Below are 13,567 nucleotides of genomic sequence, written 5' to 3' on the forward strand. Positions count from 1 at the left end.
GACCCGTGCGAAACCATGTGAGACAGTAACCAACACCCAGCGGCGCACCCCTCAGGGGGTGGCCGACTTCAATCGGAACACCCGGCCGACTTCCGTCGGATTGGGTGGCCGACTTCAGCGGAATGCGCACGAGATCCTTGGAGCGAGACCGGATTTCATAGATATCCAACTTGGTCATAGGGTAAAGAGCTTTTCTAAATTCGTCCCCGAGCACACGCTGTTCCTTCCAGAGCGGAGAGAAATGATGCAGCGACTGGCGGACTATCTGGACACCGTGAAGGGAGGAGAGAAATTGTCGGTGGGCACTTAACCTCCTAAACTGAAAGACCTCTGGACCTCGCTTGTGGATTGGCTTCCAGTCGACTTCTATCGGCACCCAGGGACGGGCAGCGTTGTAGGTGGGGCAAAGTTGGGCGCCGATTGTGGATCGGCTTTCAATGTGATCCACAATTAGCCGCCATACCTGACCGCAGCGAAGTTATAGCGTAGCGGTCATTGTCGCCGTTGAGTTACCCACACAGACATTTGGCTACTACACAGCTCAGGAGCTGTGATCCTGTGATCTTAACGGAGGTGTGCATGTGGCTGCGGCTATTGACGTACTCCCAGATAAAAAATGCACAGCGCAAGGATAAAAAGTATTCATTATCGGACAAAAATGGCCTGCAGTTGGTTGTTGCACCCTCAGGCAGCATGATATGGCAGGTGCGTTATAAGTACGCAGGCAGGAGGACATCTTTATCTCTCGGACCATTTCCGCTAGTTTCGTTGGACGAAGCCAGGAACATGACACATGTGATCAGAAGAATGCTGTGTGGCAATAATGACCCCCATCAGCGGTTTAGCCGCAGGCGAGTCATTTATAAGGGGATTCAGCGATTGTCCAACTCCCAGATACAGAATGCCCAGAGTAAAGATAAAGAGTATTCCATGTCGGATGGTGATTGTTTGCTTTTGATCGTGGCACCGTCTGGCAGGAAGATATGGAGGGTGCGTTACCAGTACGGAGGTAGGAGGACATCGTTATCTATCGGAATATTTCCAGTAGTGTCTGTGGGGCATGCCCGGGTGGTGAGAGATAAAGTCAAAATGATGCTTCTTCACAACATTGATCCCGGTAGGCAAATGGCTCACAGACAGAAACTGTTGCAGTGACATGTTGTTGATACACCACGCTTCGTGCCGTGGGGCAATGGAATCCTGTACCAGGGGGCTTAGTAGCTGCCAAATCTTATCGCCACCTCAATATGCTGTTCTGGAGAGAGCCTAATGTACGTTCGTCCATTTTCCGATTTACACTGTGAGTTTTGGCCTTTCAGGGAAATAACACGCATTCTGCCGATAGTAGTGCCTCCTCTTTCGACTGATAAAGAAACGGTAGCGCTGATAGCTGGAGATTTAGGGATGGCGCATCGCAAAAGTACTTGGCTAAGGCCTTTAAGCTTCTTTGCCAAGCAGTTCTTGGCTGTAGTGTACGTGGCAGGAAACCATTTCTTTTACAACAATGACTTCTTTTCGAGGGTTTCCGAATTGAAGAGTATGGTTCCTGACAATGTACATTTTTTGGAAGATCAATTTGTTGAGATTGGAGGGGTCGTATTTGTTGGGGCAACGCTGTGGACTGACTTCGGAGGGAAGGACCCCTTGAAGATGAAAAATGCAAAGGAGAATATGAACGACTTCGAGATTGTTAAAAAACCAACAGGTGACCGGCTATCTCCCGAAGATACTGTTGATGCCTTTTTCCAGTCGAAGGCCTATATCTTTGACGTCCTAAAGCAGGCAAGCGGAAAGAAATCAGTTGTGCTGACGCATCACGGCATCTCGCCTCTCTCGATCAGTGCCGAGTTCAAAGGAGATGGTCTAAATTCGGCTTTCGTTACCGACCTGTCCAGTGAAATTAGAGATCACGGCCCTGAACTGTGGGTACATGGGCACACGCACGATTCTTTTGACTATATAATAGGAAAAACCCGAGTGATTGTGAACCCTCGTGGATATATTGACCAGCTGAACCCTCTGTATTTAAAAAACCTAGTAATCAAATTATGAGCATCAACTTGTGCTGTTTTAAAAGAGCTGTCGATGAGTTGTATTTTACACGATCAAATACATTTTGGCAGCTCGTGTGAATGCGGCCGAGGACGTATTTCTGAATTTGTATTGCAAATGTGGTGGGAAAGCAATGCCTAAGCGAATTTTGCCATTATCGGATTCCCAGGTTGAAGATGCTAAGCCTGGAGATAGAGATTACAAGCTCTCGGACGGCTACGGGCTGCATTTGCTTGTGACCACGAAAGGGGGCAAGCTATGGAGATTCCAATATAGATTCGCAGGTAAGCAGAAGTTGCTCTGCCTTGGAGCATATCCCGCAGTCTCTTTGGTCGAAGCGCGGCAAAAATTAGAAGAGGCCAGAAAGCAACTTGCTGGCGGTGTTGATCCAAGTGAGCTTAAAAAGATCTTGAAGGTACGACGTCCGGAAGAAGAGGTGAAATCCCTGGAGGACGTTTCTCGCCGGTGGTACGAACAAGCAAAGTGCATGTTGGCTCCTTCATATGCAAAGGAGATGTTGGCTCGTCTTGAAATTGATGTTTTTCATTATGTAGGCAAGAAGCATATAAACAACTTGACACAATCTGAATTGTTGATAATTTTGCAGCAAATTGAAAATAGATCTAAGGGAGCTGCACAAAAGGTAAAGACAGTACTCAACCATATTTTCAAATTTGCCATTGAAGCTGGAATTACAAAGCTTAACCCAGTCAGTGATTTACACATAACCAGGCGAAGTGCCAAAGTTAAACAAACTGCGGCAACAATTGAATTAACATTTGTCTTGCAAATTATTAGAAGTATTGATGAATACGAACCGTCTAACATTATAAAATATGCTATGCAACTTTCAATATTACTAATTGTTGAATATGAAAAATTACTGCATGCTCTATGGTCAGAATTAAACCTAGAAGAACGGTTGTGGTACATGTCGATTCATCCCCAAAACAAGAACAAAATCACGCATATGGTTCCTTTGTCACGTCAGGCAATAATGATTATTAAGGAACTTCGGTCTTTGACTGGTAATTCCGCTTATGTTTTTCCTGGTCACCGCTCGTCCCCACGTTGCATGAGCAACAATGCGGTTGTCGCCGCTTTTCGACGAATGGGGTTTGATGAGTGCCAAGTTATGGGCAATTTTACCCTTATGGCGAAGACAACTCTTGAGGGGACTGGATTTGCACCTGATGTAATCGAACGACAACTGTCGTTTACCGTTAACGATCCTGATTTGCAGGGTTCTGACGGGGAAGGCAAATACCTCGATACACGACGTCAAATGATGCAAAGGTGGGCTGACTATCTTGACGAGCTAAAAGGGGGGGCAAATGGCGTTCCAAAGGTAGTTGCTGGTGGCACAGGGGGTGCCGGTGGTTCCAAGGTGACGTCAGAAGTACTTTGAAATCCGGAGGAAGAAACATGCCTAAGCGAATTGCACCTCTATCGGACATCACTATCAAAAATGCAAAGCCCCATGATAAACCGTATAAAATGCAGGATGGCTTCGGACTGCACTTGCTTGTGACTCCTTCAGGTGGAAAATTGTGGCGGTTACAATATCGCTACCTCGGCAAACAGAAGCTCCTCTCTTTCGGGGGTTACCCCCTGATCTCGTTGTCTGATGCACGTAAAAAGAGGGATGACGCTAGAAAGCTGCTGGCTGATGGCCATGATCCGGGTAGAGTTAAAAAGGAGCAGAAAGCTAAGAAGTTGAAAGAAGGAGCCAACACTTTCGAGGTGGTGGCGCGGGAGTGGCATGAAGAGTTTAAATCTCAATGGGCAGAAAAGACCGCCTGTCGGATATTGACCATCCTTAAAATGTATGTTTTTCCATCCATTGGAGCGATTCCAATAAGTGATGTGAATGCAGGGGATGTACTTGAGATATTGCGACGGATAAAGGATCGAAGTTTAGATACGGCACACCGGGCACGTCGCATTTGTGGTCAAGTTTTTCGGTTTGCAATTGCAACTGTGCGAGCAGAAAGTAATCCTGTGGTTAATTTGGTTGGAGCATTGCCACCTGTTAAGGAAAGCCATTTTGCAGCTCCTACTGATCCAAAAAAGGTTGCACCGCTCCTTCGGGCTATCGACGGCTATCAGGGTTTTATTGTGGTGAAGTGTGCCCTGAAACTGGCTCCTCTCGTGTTTGTCCGGCCTGGAGAACTACGGCAGGCTGAGTGGACCGAGATAGATTTTGAAGCGGGACTATGGAGCATTCCTGCCGATAAAATGAAGATGGACGAACCTCATATTGTCCCGTTATCTCGTCAGGCCGTGGCAATCCTCCGGGAGATTCAATCGGTCACCTCCCGTAGCAGGTGGGTCTTTCCCGGTTGCCGTTCGTCGCTTAAGTGCATGAGTGACAATGCCCTCAATATTGCATTGCGTCGCATGGGCTTCACAAAAGACGAAATTGTTGCACACGGGTTTAGACCGATGGCCCGCACGATGCTTGATGAGGTCTTGGGCTTTAGGCCTGATATTATCGAGCACCAACTGGCGCACAAAGTGAAGGACCCCAACGGCCGCGCATACATCCGGACGACGCATCTTGACGCAAGGCGTGAAATGATGCAAACTTGGGCCGATTACTTGGACGCCTTGAAGAGTGGGACGAAGTGGCTCGGGACCAAAGGGGTATAAAGATTAGGAACCGGAAGCCTGGGAGTCATCGAAAGGGTTACCTCCAGGCAAAAAGGCCTTGTGCGACTTGTCAGTTCCGTGGTAAAGGAGTGGGACAGCGTGCCCGACCTTGCGCCGTCTCCGTCCCGGTAAAGTGCTGCATTTTTGAGAGTATTTTTGGTGTAAGTTGGGGCCGTTTTCTGGTGGTAAACCCTGTATTTTAGGATGTTTAAGTTCGATTTTTGGTGCCGATCGTCTGCTTCACACTCGTAGAAAAGGAATTTCTTGTTTAGTGGTATTATTAATGACATGTGTCCAGATTGCCACAAATAAACACTATGACTTCAGTAGGTTAGGCGGAACCATCGACCCCGGCTCCGGGCACCACGATTATGGGCTGGAAATTTTGAATAACGGGAAGGGGCTGCGTCATGCGCAGCCCCTTTCTTATATCCAGGGGATCGGTATGCACCTGAACAGGACTCCCGCCTCTTTTCGCACGGAGATCGAGAGGCGGTATACCGTTTTGCGATGAGTTAAATTTTCCCGTGGGCACGCTTCAGGGTGGTGTGGTCGAAGTACGATCATCTCTGGTCTAATAACCTGCAGTAGCCTGACATAGCGAGTCTAACTGATACAATCCTAGTGTTTAATTGCTGTCTCAGGGGTGCTTGGCTCTTTTCAGACCCTAACCGGGCGTCGGCAGGCGGTGGCATGAAGAAGAAACACATCATTCTCGTCTCTCTGATCTGCTTCCTCCCTCTGCGCCTCTCTCACGCCGCACCGCCCCCCGTTCTCCTTGCAGCCAACCTCGAGTTCCCTCCCACCATCCAGCCTTCAGACGGCGTCGCGGTACGACTCCCCATCGACCTCGTCCACGCCATGAAGTACCTGTCGGGCCCGGAGCTACCTGGGCATCTTTCGCAGCGTCAGCAGCCTCGTCTCCTGGCCCAAACCGGCCAGGGGGACGTGTCGGGCCAGCAGGTCATCGTCTTGACCCGGGAAAAGGCCCACCGGCTCATCGAAGGGGCCATCCTCGGCGGGGCCGCGTTGCTGTTTGTCCTGCTCCTGATCTGGATAACGACCCTGAAGAGGCAGATACGTGAACGAAGGCATGTCGAGCAGCTGCTGCGGCTGACCGAAGAGCGGTACCGCACGCTGCTCGACAAGGCTCCCGACGCCATCATGGTGATCGATGGGGACGAGATCAGCATCGTCGACGTCAATCACAGCGCGACCGAGCTCTTCGACTGCAGCCGCGGGGAATTGATCGGACACAGCCCGCAACGTTTCTACACCGAACAGCAGCCGGACGGACTCGCCGTATTGGAAAGCATGAGGACCGCCACCGCAAGGGTGTTAGCCGGAGAAGAGGTCGTCCTGGAGCGCTCGGTCCGCAACGCACAAGGGAAGGAGCTCCTCTGCGAGGTGCATCTGACCAGGCTGCCGTCTCCCGACCGCAGGCTCATCCGTGCCAGCTTCCGGGATATCACCGCCCGTAAGATGGCCGAGCAGCTGCTGCGGGCGACCGAGAAACGGTACCGGGACATCTTCGAAAACGCCCCGGTGGGGATTTTCCAGACGACGATGGAGGGGCGCATCATCAACGTTAACCCGATGATGGCGAAGCTCTTCGGCTTCGATTCCCCCGAGCAGTTTCAAAAAGACACTACCAACATCGGGCGGCAGTACTTCGTGGACCCCGAGCAGCGGGTCTCGGTGATACGGGAGGTGCTGGCGGCGGAATCCTTCATCCGCCGCGAGGTGGAATACCGCCGCAAAGACGGCACCACCTTCTCCTCCAATCTCTATATCCGCGTGGTGAACGAACCGTCGGAGGGGGGGAGCTACCTTGAAGGATTCGTCGAGGACATCACCGAGCGGGAGCGCGCCACCAGGGAATTGCGCAAACTGTCGCAGGCCGTCGAGCAGAGCCCGGTAAGCATCCTGATCACCGACACCCGAGGCAATATCGAGTTCGTCAACCCCCGGTTCACCCAGTTGACCGGTTACCGGCCGGAGGAGGTGCTGGGGGAAAACGTGAGCATCCTGAAATCGGGGACCAACCCGCCGGAAACCTATCGGGACCTCTGGAACACCATCACGGCGGGTGGCATCTGGGAAGGTGAGCTTCACAACAAGAAGAAGGACGGCGACCTTTTCTGGGAGCACGTCACCATCTCTCCCATCCGCAACCAGGGCGGCCAGACCACCAACTACATCGCCATCAAGGAGGACGTCACCGAGCAGAGGAGGATGAAGGAGCTTCTCTTCCAGTCGCAGAAGATGGAGGCGGTGGGGCAGCTGGCGGGGGGCGTGGCCCATGATTTCAACAACATCCTCACCGTCATCGCCGGATATGCCACCATCCTGCGCCTGTCGGCCCAGCTGCCGGGCCCCCTCCAGGAAAAGGTCGACCAGATACTCGCCGCGGCGGAGAAGGCGGCCCAGGTCACCCGCGGCCTGCTCGCCTTTGGCCGCAAGCAGGTGATGGACATCAAGGTGGTCAACCTCAACGACATCGTGCAGCAGATACAGCGGTTCCTCGTCCGCATCATCGGGGAGGACATCCAGCTCAGGGTGATCGTCAGGGAGCCGGAGTTGCCGGTGAAGGCGGACGTGGGGCAGATCGGGCAGGTATTGATGAACCTCGGCACCAACGCCCGCGATGCCATGCCGAAGGGTGGCCTGCTGGTCATCGAGACCGACGTGCAGGAGGTGGAGGCGTATGGTGAGCGGGGTGCCGCGCCTCCGAGCGGCCGGTATGCCGTCCTGTCGGTATCGGACAGCGGTGCAGGGATGGACGAGGTGACCCGTTCCAAGATCTTCGAGCCCTTCTTCACCACCAAGGAGGTCGGCAAGGGGACCGGCCTCGGGATGGCCATCGTTCACGGCATCATCACCCAGCACAACGGGTACATCCACGTGTACAGCGAGCCGGAGAAGGGAACCTCGTTCAAGATTTACCTCCCCCTGGCGGCCGAGGCCGGGGTGCCGCTACGGGAGCAGCCAACCGGCGAGGTTGCCGCGGCCGGAGGAGATGAGACGGTGCTGGTCGCCGAGGACGACCCCGCCCTGCGCACTCTGCTCCATGAGGTGCTGGCCACGAGCGGCTACCGGGTGCTCACCGCCAGCGATGGAGAGGAAGCGGTGGCGGTTTTCGGGGAACATGCGGAGTCCGTCGACCTCGTCGTCATGGACATGATCATGCCCCGGCGCAGCGGCTGGGAAGCCGCCCGGGAGATCGCCCGCCTCAAACCGCAGACCAGGATCCTGTTCACCAGCGGGTACACCAAGGACTTCATAAAAAGCAGGGGAGAGCTGCAGGAAGGGGTCGACCTCATCACCAAACCGGTGCAGCCCCAGGACCTGCTCCGGGCGGTGAGGCGGATCCTGGACAGCCGAAACGGCAAAAAGTAACGTTTCCGGATCTGTCGGATATCTCCTAGCTATAAATTCATCAGCGCATTCAATATGTTGACCATATTTTGTAACTTGCGGTTTTAATGAAATCGTGATACTTCCCTTCAATCGCGTGCAATTCGCACGCGACGCCACGAGGGAAGGGTCGCTGTATGTCTTACAAAACGTCGAACGGGGTCTCGGGTCCCGGCCAGGATGTGCAATCGGTGGCTGCCATGGTCGTTGCCGTGTTGGAGGATACCGGGGAGAGGCTTTGGGGGCGCAATCTTTGGAAGAAGAACTACAGCGTCTATTTCAGCCGGGGGCGGTGGGTGCTCTCCGATGGGCGTAAGCAGGTTCTTACCGGACGGCGCGAGGCCTCCAACGTGAAGCTTTCCGTTCAACTGGAAGAGGGAGGCTTTTACCTCGCGTTCGAAAAGCTGGCTCCCCCGCTGCAGCCGCAGACGGTCCGTACCGGGAGCCACTCGGAACGCGAGCTGCGGGAAACGCTTTGGGCGATGTTCTCCGGCTACCCCACGCAGTTCCCCCTCGATCCCAAGATGATGCAGCCGCCGGCAAAATCGGTCTGAATCCGGCGTTACCTGCCTACGCAAATGCCCGCTCCCTGGCGGGCATTTCTCGTTTCATGACGATAGCGAACCAGCTTCCATGCCGCTGATCTTTTCGAACAGCTTCTCGTTGACCGGGGTCGGAATCCCGTAGCCGCGGCCGAGACGGATGAGGGTGCCGGCCAGCATCTCTACCTCGGTCCTGCGGCCGGCTTCGACGTCCTGGAGCATGGAGGTTTTCCCGCTCGCCCCCAGCGATGACAGTATCCGGTACCACTGCTCGATGTCGGCATCGCCGAGATCGACCTTGGCGGCCATGGCCACCGCGATCACTTCCCGCATTGCCCCTTCCATCATCTCCCTGGCCTCGGCCGATTCCCGCAACGCGCCGTAGGTCGCTCCCAACACGGCGGATACCTGGTTCACCCCGATGTTGATCATGTACTTGAACCAGAGACTGCGGATCATGTCCTTGGGGGTCTCGTGGGCGATTCCCGCCTCATTGAAGAGCGCGGCGATCCTTTGCACCCGGCCGCTCAAGGTGCCGTTTTCCCTCTCCCCGAACTGGATGCGTCCCAGGTTCTGGTAGGTGACCGCGTTCCCCTCCCGCACGGCATCGATCCCCAGCGAGAGGCCGTAGAGGACCTTCTCCCTCCCGAAGACGGCGCCGATACGCTCCTCGCTGTCGATGCCGTTCATGACCGAGAGGATGCCGGTATGGGGGCCGACGGCGTTGGTCATCTGGCCGATCGCTTCATCGAGGTGGTGGTGCTTGACGGCGACCATGAGGAGATCGACGGGGGTGGCCTCTTCCGGCGTCCTCACGTCGATGGCGTAAAAGGTTCCGTTGACTGTCACGCCGTCGCGCTTCAACCGGTCGTGGCGTTCACCGGCGGCGATGAAGGAGACGGGGTGTGCGGTCCTGGAAAGAAGGCTGGCGTAGATGGCGCCGAGGGCTCCGGCGCCGATGACGGCTATTCGGTAGGTGGAGTGGGTCATGGGCAGGGACGATGCTCCTCAAAATTTCCCGCCACTATACAAAGAAAGGAACGTTTCCGCAACGGGTCCGCGCCCCTCAGGCCACCTTCAAGACCGGACAACCGGAGATCTGCCCGGTGCGACGCTCGGGGGAGCTGATGTCGAGCGGCTCCATCATCAGCCCCACCTGTTCGAAGAATTCGCTGGCTCCGGATATGGTGCCCGAGAGGGATTGCTCGTCGGCCGGCTGGTGTTCGGGGGCGTAGATACCGATGGTCCCGGTCTGCAGACCGACGATGAGCGCATAGACCTTGAGCCCGCCATCCCGTTTCACGCAGCAGATGTACCCCTCGCAGCGCTCGGGTCCTTTGCCGTCGGGAGCCACCTGGGTGACGTTGAACGATTTGTAGAGCGCCACGAGGTTATCCGGGATGCCCAGTTCGATGTCGTGCATTTCCTTTTGCAGCAGGAACAGCCCGGGCCCTTCCTCATCGTCGTCGGAGAACGAGGGGAAGGAGTCGAACCCGAAGCCGCTCGCCTGCGGGGCGGCGAGGAACGTTGCGGTGGCGACGGTTTCCGGCCAGCCGCTGTAGATGGAATCCTGCTGCGGGTCCGGTGCCTTCCGCTCGGGCATCGTCTGCTCAGGCTCCTTGACCTCGGCTTGGGCCGGCGACGGTTGAGGCTGAGCGGCCTTGGGCGGCTCAGCTTCCGCGGGGACGGCAGCCGCCTCGACCGTGCCGTGGCCGGCGGGAGCCTCGTGGGGGACGGGGGATTCTCCTTCCGGGATCTGATCGGCGACCGCCTCGACGGCTTCCCCTTCACTGCCGGTACGTGCCGCGAGCTCCAACTCGTCGAAGGGAGGAAACTCGACTTCGGCCATGTCGGCCGGGACCGACGGCTGCAGGGAGGGTTCCGATTCGGCGATGGCAGCCGCTGCCGCCTCGTGGATGGGAGGAGGCGCGGGATCATTCGCTTTTGCCTCGTGTATGGAAAGGGGCGCCAGCTCCTCCGGTACCGCTTTTCCGGAAGGAACGACAACCGCGTCCAGCCGCGCCAGCAGGGCTTCCAGCTGGGCGCTCTGCTCGTTCTCGCGTTTGGCCAGGGTCTCGCGCTCCTCGCTAAGCGAGGCGACCTCGGCTCGGAGCGAATCCAGCTCCCCTTTCTGCGATGCGACCTTCTTCTCGAGTTTCTCGACCTGCTGGTCGCTGGCGGTCTTTTCGGCGGTGACGGCCTTAAGCTTGGCGCGGGCCGCTTCCAGTTTGTTGCCGGCGCTCTCCTTCTCCTGCTCAACCAGCAGCTCGCGCTCAGCGATTACCGCCGCCAGTTCGGCGCGCACCGTTTCGATCTCGGTCTCCCGGGATGCAGCCCCTTCGTTGACTTCCTGGAGCAGTGACTCGAGTCCCTGGACCTTCGCCTCGAGCTCCTGGACCCGTGACCGCTCGGTTTCCATCTCGCCCGAAACGGATTCCACCTTGGCCCGCGTCTCGTGGAGCTCACTTTCGGTGCGCTCAACCACCTGTCTCAACTCCTCGGTGCGTTGGGAGAGGGCATCGCGCTCCGCGGCAAGCCTGGTCGATTCCTGTTCGGCGACGGCGAGCTTTTCCGTGAAGGCGGCTTTGTCTACCTTCAGTCCCTTGTTCTCCGCCTGCAGCGCCTCACGCTCCGCCTGTAGAGCCTCACGCTCCGCCTGTAGAGCCCCACGTTCCGCCTGCAGCGCCTCACGCTCTGCCTGGACCGCCTCGTGCTCCGCCTTCAAGGCCGCTTGCTGCTGACGCACCTCGTCGAGTTCCCGTGAGAGGCGGGACGCTTCCTCCCGCGCGGCGGCCAGTTCGGAGGAAACCGTGTCGAGCTTGCCGGCGGCATCGGCGACCTCGCCCAGCCGGGAAGCGAGCCGTTCGTTTTCGCTCTGCAGGGTTTTTACCTTGGCGGAGGCCCCGAGGTGGTTGGCGGAGAGCTCCTGCATCCGGAGGAGGAGATCGTCCCGCTCGCTCCGCATGGCGTCGAGTTCCTTGCCGATCTTGACCAAGACCTCGGCGATGGCGACCTGGTTCGCCTGCTCCCTGGAGAGGTCCGGCATCGGGCTTGGCTTGGCGGCTCTTGCGGAAGAGGGTGCCACGGCGGCTTCGGCCGCGGCGGCCATCGACGGGAGGGGCTGCACGGTGTCTGCGGACCCCGCGGAGGCGGCCTGGGGAGACGATTTGGTGAGGACCCTCTCCGGTTTGCTGCCGGGGAGGTTGAAGATCTTGTAGTTGCGGACCACCACCGCCCTCATTGCCGGGCTGTAGTTGAGATTGACCCGTTCCGGCGCAAATCCCATCGACTGCGCGAACCCCAGCGCCTCCTGCAGCGACCCCTGGTAGTCGTTCTCGCTGACCGAGCAGTCCGAGTCGGTATAGACGAGGTTGCGCCCCCGCTCACCGGCCAGGGCGACGTAGATCTGCACGTTGGTGTTCTTCTTGACGGCGCAGATGTAGGCGACCCGCGGCTCGGGGCGTGAGCCGTTGAGGTTGAGGGGGAGCGGCTGGGATTGGAAGAGGTCGAGGACTTCGGATTCCGAGGTCTCGATATTGGCGATCGAAGAGTCCAAGGCTAACATGGCGCCTCCACAGTTATCAAAATAGCTGGAGAAGGCTTCGGCTCAGGACACAAAAAACGGGTTGCCGAAGTGATATTTCGGCAACCCGGCTGTCTTACGTGAGACCCAATGGGCTTTCCGCCCCATCCTCGCGGATGGTTTAGTATTGTCGTCTATCAGAAAATATGTCTTTTCCCGGTCATAAAGCTACAACTAAATCTCTAAGAAATCAAGATTTTGATTGAAAAAAAGGGTCGTCATCTCTCGGCGAGCTGCTCCAGGATGTTGATCTGTTTCCGCTCACGCTCAAACCCTTTGAGACTGTTATAGCCCTGGTCACCGAATGGGTGAAGCTTCTCCTGCCAGCGGAGTTTGAGGCCGAGGAGCTCACGGTCGACATTGGCGCCCGGCCGAAGAGCGGGAAGTACCTCGAGCACGCTGAATTCGAAGCTGTCGGCTCCGTGCCGATTGAGATCGTCCTGCAGCTCGTGGCTGAAGACCACCTTCCCCATCCTGAGCTGAAACATCCTGCTCTTCCGGGTGCTCTCGAGGTTGTTGCTCGAGTCGATGTAGATCCTGCCGTTCACCGTGTTGCGTAGCTGGTATACCCCCATGTCGGGGGTGTTCTGCTTGTGGAGCCTTTTCACGGCTGCCCGCTGCTCTTGCTGGTTCACCACTTTTTCTCCCTTAGTTTGCGGCAGGGGGACCGGTTTAAGGCACCCATCCCCTTCCCGCCAGTATCCCGAGTCATCCCGGCGGATCATCCCTTCGTCCACCAACAGCCGCCGGACCGTGCAGTAGTCGTCGAAGAGGGGCCGGATCAGGCCGGTAACCTCCGACTCGCTGTAACGGCGCCCCGCCTCGAAGCGCTGGGCGAACTGCTCGAGCACGATGAGCCGCTTCTTGTGCTGGGCGGGGAGCTTGCCGAGAACGCCGTGGGGAAAGAAGGTCTCCAGCACCTTGCGCCGGTACTGCTCCATCCGTTCGTCCTGGAGGTCCTCGCGGACCGGCACGGCGGAAACCAGCTCCTTCAAGGTGGTCTCGAAGACCGGGGCGTTGGCCTGCACCATGACGTAGTACTGCTCCTTGCGGCTGGAGACCAGGCCCGCCTGTTCCAGTTTCTTCAGGTGGAACGATACGGTGGAGGGGGCGAGGGCGTGGCGCTTGGCGATTTCCTCCACGTACTGGGAGCGCTCGAGGAGCGACTTGACGATGGCCAGCCGGGATGCGTCGGCGAGCGCCTTGATGATGGCGAGACTCTTTTCCGCTGTCATGGGAGGTTCCTTTCGTTTCGATTGATCTCGAAATAGAAAGGTAATCCACTCCCCGTCTGCTGTCAAACCATTTTTATCTTGGTCGA

General features: G+C 56.7%; 9 protein-coding genes, 1 pseudogene and 1 riboswitch. Of the genes and pseudogenes, 7 read left to right on the forward strand and 3 right to left on the reverse strand.

The features are described 5' to 3' along the window. The 7 genes and pseudogenes from ACYVL5_RS14460 to ACYVL5_RS14490 form a co-directional block, all read left to right on the forward strand. Positions 1 to 310: pseudogene (locus ACYVL5_RS14460) on the forward strand (hypothetical protein); the annotation flags it as partial. 269 nt (positions 311 to 579) lie between these two features. After that, complete coding sequence (locus ACYVL5_RS14465; protein WP_460596284.1) at positions 580 to 1,155, forward strand: Arm DNA-binding domain-containing protein; 576 nt, start codon at positions 580 to 582, stop codon at positions 1,153 to 1,155. 114 nt (positions 1,156 to 1,269) lie between these two features. Beyond that, positions 1,270 to 2,052: a metallophosphoesterase gene (locus tag ACYVL5_RS14470; protein ID WP_460596285.1), complete on the forward strand. Its 783-nt coding sequence runs from the start codon at positions 1,270 to 1,272 to the stop codon at positions 2,050 to 2,052. Positions 2,053 to 2,185: 133 nt separating this feature from the next. After that, entirely contained in the window at positions 2,186 to 3,460 is a 1,275-nt protein-coding gene (locus ACYVL5_RS14475) for a tyrosine-type recombinase/integrase (RefSeq protein WP_460596286.1), read from the forward strand. Positions 3,461 to 3,477: 17 nt separating this feature from the next. Beyond that, positions 3,478 to 4,704, forward strand: a complete 1,227-nt coding sequence (locus ACYVL5_RS14480; RefSeq protein ID WP_460596287.1) for a tyrosine-type recombinase/integrase — start codon at positions 3,478 to 3,480, stop codon at positions 4,702 to 4,704. 693 nt (positions 4,705 to 5,397) lie between these two features. Then, on the forward strand, positions 5,398 to 8,103 hold the full coding sequence (locus ACYVL5_RS14485) for a hybrid sensor histidine kinase/response regulator (RefSeq protein ID WP_460596288.1): 2,706 nt from the start codon (positions 5,398 to 5,400) through the stop codon (positions 8,101 to 8,103). Positions 8,104 to 8,258: 155 nt separating this feature from the next. After that, positions 8,259 to 8,675, forward strand: a complete 417-nt coding sequence (locus ACYVL5_RS14490) for a hypothetical protein (protein WP_460596289.1) — start codon at positions 8,259 to 8,261, stop codon at positions 8,673 to 8,675. Between the two features lie 54 nt (positions 8,676 to 8,729). Here ACYVL5_RS14490 and ACYVL5_RS14495 read toward each other — a convergent pair whose 3' ends face one another. From ACYVL5_RS14495 to ACYVL5_RS14505, 3 genes are all read right to left on the reverse strand, one after another. After that, entirely contained in the window at positions 8,730 to 9,653 is a 924-nt protein-coding gene (locus ACYVL5_RS14495; RefSeq protein WP_460596290.1) for a ketopantoate reductase family protein, read from the reverse strand. 76 nt (positions 9,654 to 9,729) lie between these two features. Then, complete coding sequence (locus tag ACYVL5_RS14500) at positions 9,730 to 12,228, reverse strand: coiled-coil domain-containing protein (RefSeq protein WP_460596291.1); 2,499 nt, start codon at positions 12,226 to 12,228, stop codon at positions 9,730 to 9,732. 76 nt (positions 12,229 to 12,304) lie between these two features. Continuing rightward, positions 12,305 to 12,382, reverse strand: a riboswitch (cyclic di-GMP riboswitch). Between the two features lie 82 nt (positions 12,383 to 12,464). After that, positions 12,465 to 13,481 carry a metalloregulator ArsR/SmtB family transcription factor gene (locus ACYVL5_RS14505; RefSeq protein ID WP_460596292.1) on the reverse strand — a complete coding sequence of 339 codons (1,017 nt, stop codon included), beginning with the start codon at positions 13,479 to 13,481 and terminating at the stop codon, positions 12,465 to 12,467. Between the last annotated feature and the right edge of the window lie 86 nt (positions 13,482 to 13,567).

The sequence above is a fragment of the Geomonas sp. Red276 genome (assembly GCF_054784495.1).

Excerpts from the sequence above, each read along its gene's own strand:
- ACYVL5_RS14505 (WP_460596292.1), bottom strand. The coding sequence starts at position 13,481 with ATGACAGCGGAAAAGAGTCTCGCCATCATCAAGGCGCTCGCCGACGCA.
- ACYVL5_RS14485 (WP_460596288.1), top strand. The coding sequence starts at position 5,398 with ATGAAGAAGAAACACATCATTCTCGTCTCTCTGATCTGCTTCCTCCCT.
- ACYVL5_RS14475 (WP_460596286.1), top strand. The coding sequence starts at position 2,186 with ATGCCTAAGCGAATTTTGCCATTATCGGATTCCCAGGTTGAAGATGCT.
- ACYVL5_RS14465 (WP_460596284.1), top strand. The coding sequence starts at position 580 with ATGTGGCTGCGGCTATTGACGTACTCCCAGATAAAAAATGCACAGCGC.
- ACYVL5_RS14480 (WP_460596287.1), top strand. The coding sequence starts at position 3,478 with ATGCCTAAGCGAATTGCACCTCTATCGGACATCACTATCAAAAATGCA.
- ACYVL5_RS14500 (WP_460596291.1), bottom strand. The coding sequence starts at position 12,228 with ATGTTAGCCTTGGACTCTTCGATCGCCAATATCGAGACCTCGGAATCC.
- ACYVL5_RS14495 (WP_460596290.1), bottom strand. The coding sequence starts at position 9,653 with ATGACCCACTCCACCTACCGAATAGCCGTCATCGGCGCCGGAGCCCTC.
- ACYVL5_RS14490 (WP_460596289.1), top strand. The coding sequence starts at position 8,259 with ATGTCTTACAAAACGTCGAACGGGGTCTCGGGTCCCGGCCAGGATGTG.
- ACYVL5_RS14470 (WP_460596285.1), top strand. The coding sequence starts at position 1,270 with ATGTACGTTCGTCCATTTTCCGATTTACACTGTGAGTTTTGGCCTTTC.